General features: G+C 52.4%; 12 protein-coding genes and 1 pseudogene. 11 read left to right on the top strand and 2 right to left on the bottom strand.

The genetic code is table 11. The features are described from left to right. Positions 1-34 precede the first annotated feature (34 nt). The 6 genes from Q0K92_RS08750 to sucD all read left to right on the top strand — a co-directional run bounded on the left by Q0K92_RS08750 (position 35) and on the right by sucD (position 7489). Positions 35-217, top strand: coding sequence for a Trm112 family protein (locus Q0K92_RS08750; protein WP_297325426.1), 183 nt, complete (start codon positions 35-37; stop codon positions 215-217). A 13-nt stretch (positions 218-230) separates the two neighbouring features. Beyond that, the gene (locus Q0K92_RS08745; RefSeq protein ID WP_297325425.1) at positions 231-1196 is read left to right on the top strand and encodes an ADP-ribosylglycohydrolase family protein; all 966 of its coding nucleotides are present in this window, start codon (positions 231-233) and stop codon (positions 1194-1196) included. Positions 1197-1234: 38 nt separating this feature from the next. After that, on the top strand, positions 1235-3931 hold the full coding sequence (locus Q0K92_RS08740) for an SUMF1/EgtB/PvdO family nonheme iron enzyme (protein ID WP_297325424.1): 2697 nt from the start codon (positions 1235-1237) through the stop codon (positions 3929-3931). 427 nt (positions 3932-4358) lie between these two features. Next, positions 4359-5306: a CoA ester lyase gene (locus Q0K92_RS08735; RefSeq protein WP_297325423.1), complete on the top strand. Its 948-nt coding sequence runs from the start codon at positions 4359-4361 to the stop codon at positions 5304-5306. Positions 5307-5410: 104 nt separating this feature from the next. After that, positions 5411-6592 carry a malate--CoA ligase subunit beta gene (locus Q0K92_RS08730; RefSeq protein ID WP_297325422.1) on the top strand — a complete coding sequence of 394 codons (1182 nt, stop codon included), beginning with the start codon at positions 5411-5413 and terminating at the stop codon, positions 6590-6592. A gap of 9 nt (positions 6593-6601) precedes the next feature. Beyond that, positions 6602-7489: a succinate--CoA ligase subunit alpha gene (sucD, locus tag Q0K92_RS08725; protein WP_297325421.1), complete on the top strand. Its 888-nt coding sequence runs from the start codon at positions 6602-6604 to the stop codon at positions 7487-7489. A gap of 13 nt (positions 7490-7502) precedes the next feature. Here the strand turns inward: sucD and Q0K92_RS08720 are convergent, their stop codons facing one another. Next, positions 7503-7625: a hypothetical protein gene (locus Q0K92_RS08720; RefSeq protein ID WP_297325420.1), complete on the bottom strand. Its 123-nt coding sequence runs from the start codon at positions 7623-7625 to the stop codon at positions 7503-7505. Between the two features lie 205 nt (positions 7626-7830). After that, positions 7831-7918, bottom strand: a pseudogene (locus tag Q0K92_RS08715) (IS5/IS1182 family transposase); the annotation flags it as partial. A gap of 276 nt (positions 7919-8194) precedes the next feature. Between Q0K92_RS08715 and Q0K92_RS08710 the strand changes: the two are divergent. From Q0K92_RS08710 to Q0K92_RS08690, 5 genes are all read left to right on the top strand, one after another. Beyond that, positions 8195-9451: a hypothetical protein gene (locus Q0K92_RS08710; RefSeq protein ID WP_297325419.1), complete on the top strand. Its 1257-nt coding sequence runs from the start codon at positions 8195-8197 to the stop codon at positions 9449-9451. A 316-nt stretch (positions 9452-9767) separates the two neighbouring features. Further along, positions 9768-12497, top strand: a complete 2730-nt coding sequence (locus Q0K92_RS08705) for an SUMF1/EgtB/PvdO family nonheme iron enzyme (protein ID WP_297325418.1) — start codon at positions 9768-9770, stop codon at positions 12495-12497. A 237-nt stretch (positions 12498-12734) separates the two neighbouring features. Continuing rightward, on the top strand, positions 12735-13652 hold the full coding sequence (locus Q0K92_RS08700; RefSeq protein WP_297325417.1) for an alpha/beta hydrolase: 918 nt from the start codon (positions 12735-12737) through the stop codon (positions 13650-13652). Positions 13653-13827: 175 nt separating this feature from the next. Beyond that, the gene (locus Q0K92_RS08695) at positions 13828-15204 is read left to right on the top strand and encodes a toll/interleukin-1 receptor domain-containing protein (protein ID WP_297325416.1); all 1377 of its coding nucleotides are present in this window, start codon (positions 13828-13830) and stop codon (positions 15202-15204) included. Then, positions 15201-17387 (top strand): SUMF1/EgtB/PvdO family nonheme iron enzyme, encoded by a 2187-nt coding sequence (locus tag Q0K92_RS08690; protein WP_297325415.1) that lies wholly within the window; start codon positions 15201-15203, stop codon positions 17385-17387. Before Q0K92_RS08695 ends, Q0K92_RS08690 begins: the two co-directional genes overlap by 4 nt. Positions 17388-18376 lie beyond the last annotated feature (989 nt).

The raw sequence follows: 18376 nt of genomic DNA, 5'->3' as shown, positions 1-18376 counted from the left end.
ATCAACGTTAATTGGATTGAACAAGGAAAATTTTATGGATGCACGATTGTTGGATATTCTGGTTTGCCCCTTGTGTAAAGGGCCCCTCATTTACAAAAAAGACGACAAGGAATTGATCTGCAAGCCGGATCGACTGGCTTTTACGATCAAAGACGGTATTCCCGTCATGCTTGCAGAAGAAGCGCGCAGAATACCCGATGCCGTTGAAATTAAATAACACCGAAAACACGATGAATTCAGGTATTCAATTAGAACCCCGAGTGGTGGCTGTTTTAGGCGCACTGATCGCGGATTCCGCTGCATTGGGACTGCACTGGCTGTATGACCCCGCACGCATTGCACAGATCGAGACAACCAAAGGGCTGGTTTTTCTACCACCGGATGCCCATGATTATGCAGCAACCAAAGGCTATTTTGCGCATGGCAGCAAAACAGCGGGCGATTCATCGGGATATGGCGAGTTATGCTTGCTGATGTTGCGGCATTTGGTGCAGCATGGCCAATTTGATCGCGTCGCGTACCAGACGGAATACCGCAGTCATTTCGGCCCAGGCGGCGCTTACATCGGTTATGTCGACTCGCCTACCCGACTAACATTACAGACACTGCTACCGCTCAAACCGGAGGAATTTCCGGAAAACTCGGGTGCTGATGACGATCAGTTTGCCGCGCTGGCAACGCTGCCGGCTGTGGTAGCGGCGCATGCCGGGCCGCAAGACGCGCTGAAGACCGAAATCGAACGCATTGTGCGTATCACCAACAATAATGACACCGCAGTTGCAGCGGCGCAGTATGCAGGTTGTGTTTTGTTTAAAGTGTTGAACGGAAAATCCATTATCCAAGCGCTCACTGCTGCACTCCCGCACGCGGACGAAAAATTAAAACCGCTGGTGGAAGAAGCCATGCAATCCTCTACGCTCGACAGCGCCGCAATTGCTAAACGCTTCGGTTCAGCCTGCCACGTGCTGGAAGGCCTGCCGATCATCGTGCATATCGCACAGCACGCACCCGATTATCGCACCGCGATCGAAGAAAATATCCGCATCGGCGGTGATAGTTGCGGCCGTGCCATCATGCTTGGCGCCATCATGGCCGCGCATACTTCGCAATGCAGTAGTTCCAATTCGATACCGCTGGAATGGATGGCGCGACTGCGGAATTTGTCCCACGTTGCGAATAGCCTAGTGAGGCTTTGATTAAGTCAGCACCTTAATTTTCTACCGATGAGTTCGCCATGAAAGTCTATCTTTCGTCAACCTTGAGTGACCTTTTACCAGAACGGCAAGCTGTCAAAGACGCATTGGGTGGCGAATGCATCGTGGTTGAAAGTTACACCGCCGACGAACGCAGTGTGCGAGAGAGTTGCTTGAGTGATGTGGCTGAGTGTGATTTGTATATTGGCATCATCGGACGGCGCTATGGCCATATTCCCCAAGGAGATTCTCTATCCATCACTGAGCAAGAATTCCGTCGTGCAGAAGAGTGTGCATTACCGACTTTGATTTTCATCAAGGACGATCATGAAATCAAAGGCACATTTTACGATGCGGTCACCAATGAAAATCCGCCGGAATTGATCGTTGCTTTCAGACAGCGCATTGCCAGCCGTGCAGCCGTTTTCAAAACACCGGAAGATTTAAAGGCGCATGTTCTGAAAGCGTATCTACACTACTCCCAGCGACAGACTCAGCCCTCGCCGAAGCGCATCGTGGGCGATCCCTATCCGGGATTGCGTGCTTTTCTGACGAGCGAAGCGGATCGATTCTTCGGGCGTGATGCCGAGATCGAAGCGCTGATTGAGCGCCTGTTGGTCCGCAGCGAGCGCTTTCTTGCCGTGATTGGGTCTTCCGGTTCAGGCAAGTCGTCGTTGGTTTATGCAGGTTTGATTCCTGTTCTCACCACCACCGCCGTTAGCGGCGGTGTGCGCTGGTTTCCGGTCAGCTTTAGCCCGCGCCGGACGAGTGACGATCCATTCTGTCAGCTGGCGGATGCATTGGATAGGGCGTTTCCAACACAAGGTTGGCATGTTCAGGAGCTTGCAGGGAAGTTACGCAACCGCCCGGCTGACATGGCTGTCCTGGCCGAAAACGCGCTGAGAACGCAGGGTGCGAATGCGCAATTACTGTTGTTTGCCGATCAGTTCGAGGAATTGTTTGCAGCAAAAGTCGATGCGGCTACGCGTAGCGCATTTTTTGCATTGCTCCAAGCCGCCGTAAGGAGTCCATTAGTGCGCGTAGTCATTGCCATGCGTTCCGATTTCTACAACCAATGGCCGCAAGATGAAGACAGTATTACACTGCTACGCAACGGGCATTTTCCGCTGGGTATTCCGGGCCAAGCAGCATTGGAGAAAATGATCGTCGAGCCTGCCAAAGCAGCCGGTCTCACGATTGCACGGCACTTGGTGCAACGCATTTTGGATGACACCGGCACCGCACCCGGCGCATTGGCGTTGGCGGAATTCACGCTGGCGCAGTTGTATCAGCAAAGGCGCGGCAACGAACTCACCGAAGACGCCTACACCGCCATCGGCGGTGTTGCTGGTGCCATCGAAGGCTTGGCTGAAAAGGCGGTGGCCCGTGCACAAGAAATCATCCCATTGGACGACAAGGTTTTTTCAGGCTTATTTCTGAACATCGCCAGCGTGGAACAGCAAAGCAGCGATAAGAACGAAGCGCTGACGGTCGTGCGCCGCCGTGCCGCACAGCACGAACTGTCTGAGCCCGCATTGCTGTTGGCCAAATATTTAGTCGATCAGCGCATTCTGGTCAGCAGGCAAGATAGCAGCGATTCGCCGGTGATCTACGAGGTCGGGCACGAAGCGGTATTCAGCCATTGGAAACGTTTTCAGGAATGGTATGCCCGTTATGCCAACGATCTTGCATTGCGCCGCCAGGCCGAGCAGGCGGCGCGCGACTGGTCGCGGCAGCAACGCCAGTCGGTGCTGAAATGGGGATGGGAGCGGCAAAGACCGGTCATTGCAGCGCTGGCCAAACTGAATCAAATGGCTGTACCGGCATGCGGCCCCGATTTCAGCGATCCGATGATTACGCTGTGGCAACAGCTCGAAATGCAATTGGAAGAACCGCTGCGCCAATTTCTGCACCCGGAACCGCTGGCGCTGCTAGAAGAACTCAACACCGATGAGACGCCGCACCAGCGGCGCGAAGAAAACGGCTTGCGCCTCAACCAATTTGGCGACCCACGCCACGGCGTCGGTTTGGATCAACACGGTTTACCGGACATCGCTTGGATTGATATACCGGCCGGGGAAGTCACGCTGGAAACAGGAGATCATTTCCAGATGCCCCGTTTTCGTATCGCCTGCTACCCAATCACCTGGATTCAATATCGCGCTTTTGCCGATGCCGAGGATGGTTATCGCAACGAGGCATGGTGGCGGGATTTGCAAAAGGAAAAAAAACCTGGTCCATTGCTGTGGTCTTTTGCTGATTATCCGGTGGTCAACGTTTCCTGGTACGATGCGGTAGTATTTTGCCGCTGGCTCAGCGCAAAATCCAAGCTGGATATTCGATTACCCGCCGAATGGGAATGGCAATGGGCAGCCGTTGCTGCCACGCAGCAGGATTATCCGTGGCCGGGGGGTGAATGGAATCCCGCACGGGCCAATCAACAAGAAGCCGGGATTGGGCGTACCGTTGCGGTAGGCATGTACCCATTGGGCCGCAGCCATTTCGGTGTTGACGATATGGCTGGCAACTCTTGGGAATGGTGTTTGAATCATTATGAGCTACTTCAAGATATTGCTATAAATATAGATGGCAGGGCCCGCGTGTTGCGCGGTGGTTGCTGGGGCGAAAGTCCGCACTTCGCGCACTCGTTGACACGCTACCGCGGGTACCTTCCGAACTATCGCAGCGGCAGTATCGGCTTCCGGGTGTTATGTGAGTCCCCATCGAATAGCAGATAACCGGCGCGCTGAACGCTGAAGCGCTGATTTGCTGTGCATTGATAGCGCCGCGCAGCGGCGCTTGCGATTTTTTTGGAATCCTGCACGGATTCCAAAAAACCCAGACAGATCGTTTGCTGCAAACTCAGACAGTTTATTTGTTCGCCACAGTGGTAATGCTTGTCAGTAGATAAATTCCCGCAGAATGGATATAATCCGCTGAATAATTAGTCTTTAAAACAACCAGCAGAAAACCATTCATTCTAACCATTCACCTCATCAAGATTACCTGCGTTGCTAGTCCACGATACACAGAATGCCTTAATTCCATGCCTGCTACTGAGTGCAGATCAGGTGAAATGATATTAAAAAAACAAACCACTCATCCGGCATGTTCGTCTATTAGCCCTATTGATCACTTAAAAAATTTATTAATTCTGGAGGAAACATGAGTCACACGCTATATGAAACCACTATTCAGCGGGTACAACGTTGCGAATTGGCAGTTCCAGGTTCTAATCCGGGAATGTTTGAGAAAGCATTGAATAGCGGCGTAGATTTTGTTTTTCTCGATCTGGAAGACGCAGTCGCGCCTGATGACAAAATTCAGGCACGTAAAAATGTCATCCAAGCACTCAACGATCTGGACTGGAAAGGCCACGGCATCACGGTTTCGGTGCGCATCAACGGTCTCGATACCCAATATATGGTGCGCGATGTGGTTGATCTGGTAGAACAGGCCGGACACAAGATCGATACACTGCTGATTCCGAAAGCGGGCGTGTATGCGGATATTTACATGGTGCAAGCGATGGTGACCCAGCTCGAAATGCAGCAAGGTCTGAAAAACCGCATCGGTCTGGAAGCGCTGATCGAAACCGCGCTGGGCATGGCCAATGTGGAGGATATCGCGCGCAATGGCGCATCAGGACGGCTGGAAGCCTTGCATTTCGGTGTTGCCGATTATGCCGCCAGCAATCGCGCCAGAACCACCAATATCGGCGGCCTGAACCCGGATTATCCCGGCGATCAATGGCATTTTGCCATCAGCCGCATGATCGTGGCTTGTCGTGCGTACGGGTTGCGTCCGATCGACGGTCCTTTTGGCGATATCAAGGATCCCGACGGTTACGTACTGGCGGCTAAACGCGCCGCCGCGTTGGGATGTGAAGGAAAATGGGCGATTCACCCAACGCAAATAGAACTGGCCAATGATGTATTCACACCGCCTGCGCGTGAAATTGAGAAAGCAAAACGTATTCTGGCGGCACTCAAAGACGCTGCGGCGCAAGGTAAAGGTGCCGCTGCGCTGGATGGCCGTTTAATCGATGCGGCTTCTGAAAGAATGGCTAATAATGTGGTAAAAGTAGCTGAAGCTATTGCAGCAAAAAACTAGTCAACAGATAAGGCCGCGCTAAGCGGCCTTTATCTTTATCGTTGTTTAAGTTGAAATTATAAAACTATCGAATTGAATTTAATGCAATTGTTGAGGAAATTGAATTGAATATTCACGAATATCAAGCAAAAGAAATCCTGGCGGGATACGGCGTAAAAATTGCTGATGGCGGCTTGGCCTACAGCGTGGTGGAAGCCGTGCAACGTGCCAGGGAGATTGATGGCGATGTATGGGTGGTGAAAGCGCAAATCCATTCCGGTGCACGCGGTAAAGCGGGTGGCATCAAAGTATGCAGAACGCATGCTGAAGTGGAAAAGGCGGCTGAAGAGCTGCTCGGCAAAAAACTGGTGACGCATCAAACCGGACCTGCCGGAAAAATCTGTTCCAGGTTATACATTGAGGCCGGCACCAGTATCGCCAAGGAAATGTATCTGTCATTCATGCTCGATCGCAGCAGCGAGCGAGTCATCATGATCGGTTCCGCGCAGGGCGGCATGGAAATCGAGAAGCTGGCTGTGACCAATCCGGAAGCCATTATCAAGATTTATATCGAACCGGCGGTGGGATTGCAGGATTTTCAGGCGAGAAAAATGGCGTTTGCGTTGAATATCGACCCCGCACAACTGAATCATGCGGTTAAAACCATTAAAGGTTGTTACCGTGCATTGCGCGATCTGGATGCCAACATCCTGGAAATCAATCCGCTGGTTCTGACCACCAACAACGAAATCATGGCGCTCGACGCCAAAATGGTATTTGACGAGAATGCGCTGTTCCGCCGCCATAAAGTCGCGGAACTGCGCGACAATACACAGGTGGATAGCCGTGAAGTCGCCGCCGCAGAAGCGGGCTTAAGTTATGTCGGACTGGATGGCGATATCGGCTGCATGATTAATGGCGCCGGCCTGGCGATGGCGACGATGGACATGATTAAACTGGCCGGTGGCGAGCCTGCCAACTTTCTTGATGTCGGCGGCGGCGCTTCAGCCGAACGTACCGAAAAGGCTTTTCGCCTGGTGTTGGCCGATGCCAATGTGAAAGCGATGCTGGTCAATATCTTCGCCGGTATCAACCGCTGCGACTGGATTGCGGAAGGCGTTGTACAAGCCGTCAGGAACATCGATATGAAACTGCCATTGGTAGTGCGTTTGTCGGGTACCAACGTAGAAGAAGGCCGGCGCATTATCGCGAACAGCGGTCTACCGATTATCACAGCCGATACGCTAGCGGATGCCGCGGAGAAAGTGGTTCGCGCACGTAACGAAGTCGTCGTACAAAAAGCCTAGGAGTACAAAGTGGCGATATTAATCAACGAAAAAACACGAATTATTGTTCAAGGGTTTACCGGAAGAATTGGCACCTTTCATGCGCAGGAAATGATCGACTACGGCTCCAATGTGGTCGGCGGCGTAACGCCAGGCAAAGGTGGACAAACGCACTTGGGATTGCCGGTATTCAATACCGTCAAAGAAGCGGTTAAGCAGGTTGGCGCGGAAGCCAGCATTGTTTTCGTACCACCTGCATTTGCTGCGGATTCCATCATGGAAGCTGCTGATGCCGGCATCAAATATTGCGTCTCCATCACCGATGGTATACCGACGCAAGACATGATGACAGTGAAGAATTTCCTGCGTCGCTTCCACAAGGAAGAACGCATGCTGCTGACCGGCCCCAACTGTGCTGGTACCATCAGTCCAGGCCGCGCGATGCTGGGGATCATGCCCGGACACATCTATATCCGCGGCAATGTCGGCGTAGTCGGTCGCTCCGGCACGCTGGGTTATGAAGCCGCTGATCAAATGCGGCTATTAGGCATCGGTATTTCGACTTCTGTCGGCATCGGCGGTGACCCGATTCCCGGCAGCTCACACCGGGATATTCTGGAAAGATTGGAGCAGGATCCTGAAACCAAAGTGGCACTGATGATTGGTGAGATTGGCGGCCCGCAGGAAGTGGAAGCCGGTAAATTCGCCAAAGAACACATGACCAAACCGCTGGTTGCCTATATTGCCGGCCTGACCGCACCGGAAGGACGGCGCATGGGACATGCGGGTGCGATCATTTCATCCGCCGGAGAAAGCGCAGCAGAAAAGGTAGCGATATTGAAAGAACTGGGTGTTACGATTTGTCCGACGCCATCGCTGATGGGACAAACCGTTGCGGAAGTTTTGGCTAAGATGTAATCAAGCCATAAAATCACGTAAAACCGTATACCGTTGGATCCTGTTCCACTGATTCACATGCCGGGTGACCGAGAAATTCTTGCGCGACTTGTTCACGGCGCCCGGCAGCAATCTCTTGCTGAATATATTCCGGCACAGTCGTTCCGGAATTAGCGCTTCGGGAAGTTTTATTTCCGGCGGCTGCGGCATGACACGGGTCAGCTTACTATAATTATCTGCCTTTACCAGCCCTGCGCAAGATACCGGCAAGCCACTGTAAAGACTCCGACACAACTTTCCCCATCAGCGCAACAACTCACTAAAATAGCGCTAGGGTCTTCTGAAATTTCACAAAGGCAACCCAGATATCCACAAGCCATAGTAACCATACTTTCGTAATTGCTCTTCAGTTTGTCATATCTTTGCCACTGCGCGATACGGCTTAAATCGCACCAAAGTGTTTTTCCGTAACATAATCAATGAATTTCAGGTATTCGAAGTGGTTCGCAAGCTTTGCGAGTTCCGATTTGGAGAAGAATTGCTTACTATATCAAGACGTGCTCGAGTTTCTGGTATTTCACGGGAAAAATGCATGATTGGTCACTGATCGGCTAATTTTCTTTTGACTATGATATTCTTGAAGAAAAAGAGGAAGGCAACGGGAAAAGTCTGGCGATGTACCGAAGCCAAACAGTCGAGGGCGTCAACTTTCGGTAAGGAGAGATAATGATGTTTAAATCAGTCGATATTCTTATTGGGCTATCCGTTATTATGCTGGTTGCCAGTATGGCTGTGACGATGATTACGCAAGCAATCATTGCTGCAACCGGAAGCCGGGGGCGGAATCTGCTGGCGGGACTTGCTGGCATGATTGAACAGCTTGATCCTGGATTTTCAAAAAGACATGCGCAGGAAATTGTAAAAATGATCCTGACGCACCAAGCTGTCAACGGTGGCGCTTCATTTGGCATTGTTCGATACGGTGACGTGATTCACCGCGAAGAATTGACCAAGATACTTCTGGAACTGGCTTCCAAAGCAGAAACACCGGATCAAGCAATGACCAAGATCCAGCAGCAAGCATTGAAAGCCCTTAAAAACACCATGGCAGCCAACGGAATCACCAATCCTGAGCAAACCCTGGATAATGTGCGACTATTTGCGCTCCAATTGGAGAAATCCAGCCCTGAAATGGCAAGCAATGTTCGCCACAACATAGCGTTAATGCGACATGCCTCCAGCCAATTCCTGGCTAAAATTAATAGCCGCTTTGATTCGATCATCGATCGTGTCAGTGAGCGATTCACCTTCAATGCCCGTATTTTGACTTTTTTAAGTGCCACCTTGGTTGCTGTGGCGTTGCAGCTTGATACGATTACGCTGGTCAACCGCTTAGCCATGGATGAATCTACGCGATCGGCAATTGTGCACGCAGCCATTGAGGTACAGCGTAAGGATAATAATAAGCCCACGGAAAATCCATCGGATCAACCTGCTGCAACTGTACCGGTATCCGTAGTAAATGATCTTTATAAATCCTTGGCAAATGAGGGCATTCTGACGGTACCCAAAATAGGTGAGTGGTCAGATAGCTGGAAAAATATAAATCCAGCCGGGGTTCTCCTCTCAATCCTGCTTCTCAGTCTAGGCGCGCCATTCTGGTACGGCGCCCTGGGTAAGTTGCTGCAATTGCGGTCTCTACTGGCGCACAAAGACGATGAGGAGCGCGACCTTCGGCAAACCACCCAGGGAACGGGAAAACCTGCCACAAGTGCAGCGGCACAATCAACACCGCCTGTATCTAACACTCAATCCGCGACTGCTGCAGCTCCAGGTAGCGCAACAGATAGCACAATTCTTACTGCAGCGAAGACTGCAGTGAATGCAGCAAAAGTCGCGGAATCAAAGGCCCAAAGTGCAATGACTGCCATTGATGAAATCAATACAAAACTGGATCAGCTATTTAAAAAGAAACCTGATTAGTTACTTGCCTAAGAGGATCTGAATATATGGTTTTGTGGTAACAGCGTCACATAACAGGCGAGGTACCTTGGTGCGCGCTTTGTTCAATGTTGAGCTATGGGGCTGCGTATCATCGACATCGAAACACGTATAGCGTATATTTTTTGCATAGAAATCAAATTTGAGTCTGTTATTCCACCAACAGTACGTTTATTTCTATAATTTTCTCAAGCGTCAACATCTAAATCTAAATGATTTTTTCACAACCATCTATTTTGATAAACTTTTGGGCGATTTTCGGCCAGGACCCGATTACCCCTCTCCTTTCTGTTTGACCATGAGAGTCTATCTTTCCTCGACATTGAACGATCTGGGGCCTGAGCGGGAAGCAGTCCGTAAAGCACTGGGTGGTGATTGTACGGTTGTTGAAAGTTATACGGCTGACGAGCGCGGTGTCCGCGAGAGCTGTCTGGCAGACGTGGCGGGATGCGATCTATATATCGGAATTATCGGTCGCCGTTACGGATTCATCCCTCCAGGTCAGCCCTTTTCTATTACCGAGCTTGAATACCAGCAGGCACGTGAACATCAGCTACCGACACTGATCTTCGTCAAGGACGATGTCGCGATCTTGAGCCAATTTCACGACGCGGTCACTCAGGAGAACTCACCAGATCGGATCGAATCGTTCCGGCAGCACGTCAATAAGGGTACTGAAAAGACTGGGCGTCCCGCAATCTTCAAAACCTCAGAAGATCTCAAGGAACACGTCCTGAAAGCTCTCTGGCATTATTCCCAACGGCAGGGCAATATTATTCCACCCAAACGCATCGAAGGGCGTCCATACCCTGGCTTACGCGCCTTTTTGACCGCTGAGTCAGATCGATTCTTCGGTCGTGATGCGGAAATCGAAGCATTGGTTGAACGTTTCGTTGCGCGCAGCGAACGCTTTCTTGCTGTGATCGGACCTTCGGGCTCAGGTAAATCCTCATTGGTATACGCAGGGCTGATTCCAACCCTGACGGAAAGTCCTATCGTAGGCGGTGTTCGCTGGATTCCAGTCAGCTTTTCCCCGCGCGAATTGGGCGATGATCCGTTTCAACCCCTGGCGGCTGCCTTGAGCAAATCATTTCCAGACCAAAACTGGCGTGTGCCGGATTTGACGCAGCGGCTACGAACGCATCCAGCCGATATTGCCACTGTGGCGAGTGATGCGCTGGGGCAAGCTGGCACAACCGTCCAGATTCTCCTTTTCGTCGATCAATTTGAAGAAGTATTTGCCAGTAAAGTGGAGGATGGTGCACGGAGCAACTTTTTTAAGTTGCTTATTGCTGCGGTAGAGTGTCCGTTAGTGCGCGTGGTGATCGCCATGCGCTCTGATTTTTACAACCAATGGCCGCAAGATGATTCCTGCATCGTGTTACTGCGCTCGGGACATTTTCCGGTGACCGTCCCGGGCCCAGCAGCGTTGGAAAAAATGATCACCGGTCCAGCCCAAGCGGCGGGACTGACGATCTCACAACATTTGGTGCAACGCATTCTGGATGACACCGGGTCCGGTCCGGGCGCATTGGCGCTGGCTGAGTTTGCTTTGTCTCTGTTATATGACAAGAAGGATGGCGATGCGCTTACCGAAACAGCTTACACTGCCATGGGTGGTGTTGCCGGCGCTATCAACGGTTTGGCTGAACAAGCAGTTGCACAGGCTGAGAAAACACTTTCGCAAGATGCGAAAGTATTGGATGAGGAGGCCATTTCACATTTGTTTCTAGCCATCGCCAGCGTGGAGCAGCGCGATAATGAAGCGGGTGATGCGTTGGCTGTGGTGCGCCGCCGTGCAGTCAAGGGTGATCTGCCTGAAGCTACTTTGATCTTGGCTCAGCAACTTGTCGATAAGCGCATCTTAGTCAGCAGGGAAGGCAGTGATGAACAACCGGCTGTTTATGAAGTAGGACATGAGGCGGTGTTCAGTCATTGGAAACGTTTCAAGGACTGGTACGCGCGCTATGCAGCGGATCTGGCGCTGCGTCGTCAAGCCGAGCAGGCAGCACGGGATTGGTATAGGAGCGGAGATCAGCAGCGGTCTGTCTTGAAGTGGGGCTGGGAACGGCAATCACCCGCTATTGAAGCATTGCGCAAGCTGAACCACCTTGCATCGCCTGTTCCCGATGCGGATTTTTCTGATTCGAGCATCGCGACTTGGCGGACACTCGAACCCCAATTGCCTGAGCCCCTGCGTCACTTTCTGTACCCAGAACCGCTCGCGCTGATTGACGAGCTGAACACTGACAATATACCGCATCACCGCCGGGAAGAAATCGGCCTGCGGCTCAATCAGTTGGGTGATCCACGGCGCGGTGTTGGACTTAATGCCAATGGTCTGCCCGATATTGCGTGGATAAACATTCCGGCAGGTGAAGTCACCTTGGAAACTGAATCCCGGGAACGCTTTACAGTGCCCCCCTTTCGCCTGGCCCGCTACCCGGTCACCTGGGCGCAATACCGCGCTTTTGTGAATGCTAAGGATGGTTACTGCAATTCAGCCTGGTGGGAGGGTAGTCCGAGAGAGGAGAAATCCGGTCCGCTGCTCTGGTCTTTTGCCAATTACCCGGTAATCCACGTCTCTTGGTACGATGCGCTGGCCTACTGCCGCTGGCTGAGCGTAAGGCTGCAGTTGCCGATCCGATTGCCCGCTGAATGGGAATGGCAATGGGCTGCCGCCGGAAGTACGCAGCAAGATTACCCATGGCCAGGTGAGTGGAACGGGCAGCGCACAAACAGCATTGGGGCAGGCATTGGACGTACAGTTGCGGTAGGCTTGTATCCGTTGGGTCGCAGCCCGTTCGGGGTAGACGATATGGCGGGCAATGTCTGGGAGTGGTGCCTGAATTTATACGATCAGCCGAGCGATACTTCATTGAGTACGAGCGAGGACCGCGTGTTGCGCGGTGGTTCCTGGTACTATGATCCTGACTACGAGAGAGTAGCGGCGCGCTACTACGCCCCTCCGGACTATAGATTCTACGCTTACGGATTCCGGGTGTTATGTTCGTCCCCCATCGAATAGCGGATCACCGGCGCGCTGAACGCTGATGCGCTGGTTTGCTGTTCACTGATAGCGCCGCGCAGAAAGTTTCTGAGTGAACGGTTCAACTGAGAAACGTGAACTCAGTGCCTTCTAAAAAGGTAAGAGAATTAAGAAATAAGCATATCATGCCAGTTGTTTGCGGGTTGATTTATGTCATCTAGGCAGTGCAAATATCATGCATAATTTGTAACCCTATTCAACCGAAGGGAGTTGTTTATGAAAACGCTAATAAATGTCTTTTGGGTCTTTGGTTTCTGTTTTTTTAACATTCATGCATTTGCTGGAGCATCCTTATTTACCAGTGATGGTACTCAGTACCATATCCAAAACCTTTCCAATGAAGTGAAAGAAATGGCAGAAGCGATTGAGAAGGATATGAAAGCTGGCGGTCGTGGCGCTGATAACATTATTTTTTATGTTCATGGCCGGGGGAAGGAACCCAAAAAATCGCTGGATGAAGTCATTCCGAATTTGGAAGAAGAATATAGTGCCAAGGTCATCATGTTTCACTGGTTTCCTTCCTACAAGGGGCCTGCAGGATACCCGAATGAAGAAGCAAAGGCCGCTGCTCCGGATTTACTGAATGTATTGGCTTCATTTCAAAAATTTAAGAAAGACCATCCTGAGAAATTTTCAAAAATAAAATCAACCTTGTTAGTCCACAGCATGGGAAATATCGTCTTTTCAAGAATGCTGGAATCTTATCAACTGCAAAGTCTTGAGAAGAATCTGTTTGATACTGTAATTTTAAATTCAGCCGATGCTGATGCCAAAGACCATGATCAGTGGGTTAAGAAGATTGACTTTTCGGATAATATTTATATCACGGTTAACAAGAATGACAACATTTTAGGTCTATCGGCCAAGCGACAAAGAGAAAAAAGATTGGGTCAGAAATTGGAAACAATGTTTGGTAAAGATATTTTATTGGCAAACAATGCTAACTATGTCGATTTTAGTAAAATTGACGTCAATCATCGTTATTTTCTGAAAGGCGGGCAAGATGGCAATCCTTATCTGGAAAAGTTCTATGAGGCAATTTTGAACGGTAATCCTGTGAATTTAGAACATTTCAACGGAGCAAAGGCTAAGGCGGGGAATGGTAATAAGATTTTCGTTTTTGAAAACGAATAGGTGTTATCAAAACCCAATTAGAAAACAATGATTGGTTTTTTTAAATTGATCAAGCAGTATTGTTTCAAGTGGGTCGGTTTGACAGGCTGACAGCCTGCCGACCCTTCCCGAATCATCGTACCGGAGACCCGTCAACCACGATGTTACGACGCCAGTATTGGAGATACGCAAAACCATGAACGCCGTTCTCAGCATTGCCCAAGAAGACCGCCTCTGGTCGGAACTGACCCGGTTTGTTCGCGAAGGCGCGCTCATTCCGATTACCGGATCCGAGCTGCTCGAGATTCCCAGCGCAGCAAGCGGGTCGAAGAACTTCTACACCCTCGTGGCCGAGGAACTTGCCCTGCGGCTGGAAGTCGATGCGCCGCAGCACACCGGTGAACGCGCACTCAACGAAGTGGCCTGCAGTTATCTGGCCAATCGGCGTAACCGGGCCGAAGAGCTGTATCCGGTGGTTAAGGGGGTTGTCGAAGAGCTGGAGCAAAGCGTTCCCATCCCCAAGGCGCTCAACGATCTGGCCGCATTGCCGGTCAAATTGTTCGTGACCACCACTTTCGACAATCTTCTTGTGCGCGCCATTGAGCAGCGCCATCCGGTCTGGGCTGGAAGAGTCCGTCAGATCGAGTACTCGCCCGTGCGTAAGGACGATCTCGACAGTACCCAATTGAGCGACGGCCCCCCGGTGGTGTTCCACCTGTTCGGCCGGGCGACATCGATGCCCGAGTACGCGGTCACCGAAGAGGACGTGCTGGAGTTCATGCACGCGCTGCAGTCTCAAGAGGGCAGGCCAGAGAAGCTATTTCGTTTATTACAGCAAAAGAACCTGCTGATTGTGGGGTGTGGCTTCGCTGATTGGCTCGCCCGCTTTTTCATTCGACTGGGCGTGTCGACCCGCCTGAGCGCCGCGGGTGGTAAGACGGATTGGTTCATCGAACGCGCCTCCAGCGCTTCCGAATTCGCTGTCTTCCTCGATCACTTCGGTCGCAGTACCAAGCACTTTTCGCTGGGCCCGGTCGAATTTATTGCGCGTTTCGCCGAAAAACTGCCGCGCGATCTGACCTTCACAACCGCCCCGCGCGTGCTTGCACGTGACATCCTGGAGGGCGGGCTATTCCTCAGTTACGCCAGCGAGGACCGGGCGATCGTCGAGCGTATCCAGCAGGCGCTGGATCACAACGGCATCGACTGCTGGTTCGACCGTCAGCAACTCATCGGCGGTGACGACTGGGAGAGCAAAATCATCCGCAACGTCAACGCCTGTTCGCTGTTTGTGCTGATCCTATCGCGTCACACGCTGACACAGCAGGATCGCTTCTTCCGCCACGAGTGGCACGAGGCATTCAAGCGCAGCATCGGCTTTGCAGCCAACGCCAAGTTCCTGATCCCGGTGGCCATCGACGATATCCAGCCCAACAACCCGGCGCTGCCGCTCGAACTTAAGAAACCAGACTGGAAGCGATTGCCTGGAGGAAAAGTGACGCCAGCCTTCCGCAAATTTATCACGGCAGCGTTCCAGCAAGCCCAGTTGCGCGCTCGCGATTCAGCGACATGAATCAGATCCCCGCTCTGGAATCCGAATCCGCGAGTGTTCCGGCACACGCCTCAGCCTCGACCCTGAGCGCGCAGGAGCCCTGGCCGGGCCTGGCGTCCTACGCCGAGGAAGATACCGCCTACTTCGCGGCACGCGAGTCCGAACGCGACGAGCTTCTGGAGCGGGTGCTGCAACACCGGCTCACCGTGCTGTATGGGCTATCGGGGCTGGGTAAGAGCTCGCTGATTAAGGCGGGCTTGTTCCCAATGTTGCGTACGCATCAATGTTTGCCGGTTTACGTGCGCTTCAACTTCGCGCCGGAGGCGGTGGCACTGGTCGATCAGGTGTTTGCTGCGATTGAAGCGGCGGCGCAGGCCGCGCGCGCGAAGATACCGGCGCGTCAAGACGGCGAAACGCTGTGGGAATACTTCCAGCGCCAGGGCAATGCTTTCTGGAGCCAGCGCAACCGGTTGCTGACGCCGGTGCTGGTTTTCGATCAATTTGAAGAGATTTTCACCCTCGGGGCATTCCGCCGTGCGGATGAGTCAAAGGCTTTTCTCGAAGCCATCGCCGACCTCGCCGAGGGGCGCGCACCGAGCGCGGTCAAAGCGCGGCTCGACCGTTCACCGGCTGAGGCCTCGCGCAGCTTCGACTTCAACCGCCAAGCCTGCCACGTGCTGCTGTCGCTGCGCGAAGACTATCTGGCCTACCTCGAGGATCTGCGCCGCCTGATGCCCGGCATGGGAAACCGCATGCGCCTGCGCCCGTTGAGCGGCACTCAGGCCATGACCGTGGTGCGTAAGCCCGGCGGCGACCTGGTGACACAGGCTGTGGCCGAGGAAATCGTCACCGCGGTCGTCGGCGCAAGGCAACGACTGCGCCCCGCGGCGGAGCAGGAGGTCGATCCCGCTTTGCTCAGCCTGCTTTGCCGCGCGATGAACAAGCGCCGCATCAAGGACGGAGCCGCACAGATCAGCGCCGCGATGCTGACCGAGCAAGTGCGCGCCGGCATCCTTGGCGAATTCTACGAGAAAGCGATCGGCCGCGTCTCCGCAACCGCCCGCCGCTTCGTCGAAGACAAACTACTGCTGGCTTCCGGACAGCGCGACAGCGTTGCGCTCGAAGTCGCGCACGAAGCCGGAGTCGACGATACGCAGATCGAGACGCTGATCGACGAGCGACTGGTGCGCCGCGAGGAGCGCGGCGGCATCGTGCGTCTCGAGCTCACTCATGATGTCTTAACCGATGTGGTGCGCGCCAGCCGCGATCAACGGCGCGAACGCGAAGCGCGCGAGCAGGCGCAGGAGGCTGCGCAGGAGGCGGAAAGGCGGCTGCGCAAAAGCCGCAGGCTAGCGTTCTTTTTAGCCATGCTGGCGTTCGTTGCAATCGGGCTGCTCGCTTTCTTCGCTGAAGGTCTTTACTGGGCGAACAAGCATAGCTATCCGCTGCAGGCCCTGACCATGCGATGGGCGTATAAGCTCAAACTCGGCGAGGCGATACCGCTGCCAAAACTGGTCAAAGTACCCGCTGGGAGCTTTGAGATTGGCGGGTCCGGAAGCGATAAACCGATCTATTCAATAAAGATCGCACAGCCCTTCTACCTTGCTAACACCGAGATCACTTTTGCCCAGTACGACAAATTCCAACAGGCTACCGGGCGCGATGTCCCATATGATAGAGACTGGGGCCGTGGCGACCAACCAGTCATCGACGTGAGTTGGTTTGACGCCTGGTCCTATGCCAAGTGGTTGAACGCGATGACAGGCCAATCATGCAGATTGCCCACAGAAGCCGAGTGGGGATACGCTGCGCGCGGTGGTACTAAAAAAGAATATGGCGTGCCCGCGCCGGACGGCAGCGACGATATTGCAGGGAAGGGATTGGCCAACTGTACAAATTGCGGCGGCGCATGGAATGGGGAAAAAACTGCACCGGCAGGTAGTTTCCCAGCCAACCGCTTCGGCTTACACGACATGTCGGGCAACGTCTGGGAATGGACTTGCTCGATTTTCAATAGCTCATCTGATACAAAGGTACAGCACTGCCCCGATGATATAAGCAGTTACGAGGCCCGCGTGGTGCGCGGTGGTTCTTGGGTTAATTTTCCAGACGGCGTACGCTCGGCCGCCCGCCACGGCGCTCATCCGGTCAATCGTTACGGCGATATCGGCTTCCGGGTGTTATGTGAGTCTCCCATCGAATAGCGGATCACCGGCGCCGCTGAGCGTTGATGCGCTGGTTTGCTGTTCATTGATAGCGCCGCGCAGCGGCGCTTTTGTTTTTTTGCGTCTCACACAGCAAGTTGGCAGATTGCGGTTCTGTGAGATTCCCTGAGACGAGACTCGCGTACTGCGCGGTGATTCCTGGAATAATAATCAGACAATGTGCGCGCGTCGGCGCGTAACACAATATCGGCTTCCGTGCATTATGTTCTGAAAGTGAAGTTGACCTGGTTTTGCTACGAAAGATGGACGAGCAATACCTAAAAACACCGCAATATGGATCGCGCAGCTACGCCACGTGATTTTTGCGTCAGGGAATACTGATTGGTCGCAAGAAAGCGGCATCCATGTTGAAGATTCCGGGTATTAATCAGCACCGCGCCCAAACCGGGAGCCAGTATTCCTGCCAAGCAACACAAAATATATCTTTACCTGCTCAAAGGTAAGGCAATCAATCGACCCAATCAAGTCTGGGCCACTGATATTACCTATGTGCCGATGGAGAAAGGCTTTGGTTATTCTTCTCGCCATGATGGATTGGCATTCCCGCAAAGTGCCGAGCTGGCGCTTATCCAACACGATGGATGCCGATTTCTGCGTTCAACTGCTTGTACCGTTCTTCTCTTTTTTCCATCCCAACACCTTAATCTCTCTTAGGTGTTGCGGTTGATTATTGGGCGCGCCCTGGATTATTAAATTTGGCAGAAGAACTGGGTAATGTATTCAGGGTGTCAATGCACAACTAAGTAAATTCCTAGACAAAAATAAGTATTTTGCTAGTTTACTTAGCAGGCCTTCGGTCTCAGCATGCATATAAACAATATGTATGATTGGTTTTTGAATTTTCTAAGGTCAATATATTTGGAGCAATGATAACAATCGAACAAGTGAAGCATGCTAGGGTCTGTTGACAATTGAAGATAAGTATTTAATAGAAAGAGGCAAACTCGTAATATTGAGGTTCCTATACC

The organism is Nitrosomonas sp. (assembly GCF_024282095.1).
Lineage (GTDB): Bacteria > Pseudomonadota > Gammaproteobacteria > Burkholderiales > Nitrosomonadaceae > Nitrosomonas.
This window is presented reverse-complemented; position numbering and strand designations above follow the sequence as displayed.

What these genes read in the sequence shown, in the direction of transcription:
- Q0K92_RS08750 (WP_297325426.1), top strand. Translation starts at nt 35, where the DNA reads ATGGATGCACGATTGTTGGATATTCTGGTTTGCCCCTTGTGTAAAGGG.
- Q0K92_RS08745 (WP_297325425.1), top strand. Translation starts at nt 231, where the DNA reads ATGAATTCAGGTATTCAATTAGAACCCCGAGTGGTGGCTGTTTTAGGC.
- Q0K92_RS08740 (WP_297325424.1), top strand. Translation starts at nt 1,235, where the DNA reads ATGAAAGTCTATCTTTCGTCAACCTTGAGTGACCTTTTACCAGAACGG.
- Q0K92_RS08735 (WP_297325423.1), top strand. Translation starts at nt 4,359, where the DNA reads ATGAGTCACACGCTATATGAAACCACTATTCAGCGGGTACAACGTTGC.
- Q0K92_RS08710 (WP_297325419.1), top strand. Translation starts at nt 8,195, where the DNA reads ATGATGTTTAAATCAGTCGATATTCTTATTGGGCTATCCGTTATTATG.
- Q0K92_RS08705 (WP_297325418.1), top strand. Translation starts at nt 9,768, where the DNA reads ATGAGAGTCTATCTTTCCTCGACATTGAACGATCTGGGGCCTGAGCGG.
- Q0K92_RS08700 (WP_297325417.1), top strand. Translation starts at nt 12,735, where the DNA reads ATGAAAACGCTAATAAATGTCTTTTGGGTCTTTGGTTTCTGTTTTTTT.
- Q0K92_RS08695 (WP_297325416.1), top strand. Translation starts at nt 13,828, where the DNA reads ATGAACGCCGTTCTCAGCATTGCCCAAGAAGACCGCCTCTGGTCGGAA.
- Q0K92_RS08690 (WP_297325415.1), top strand. Translation starts at nt 15,201, where the DNA reads ATGAATCAGATCCCCGCTCTGGAATCCGAATCCGCGAGTGTTCCGGCA.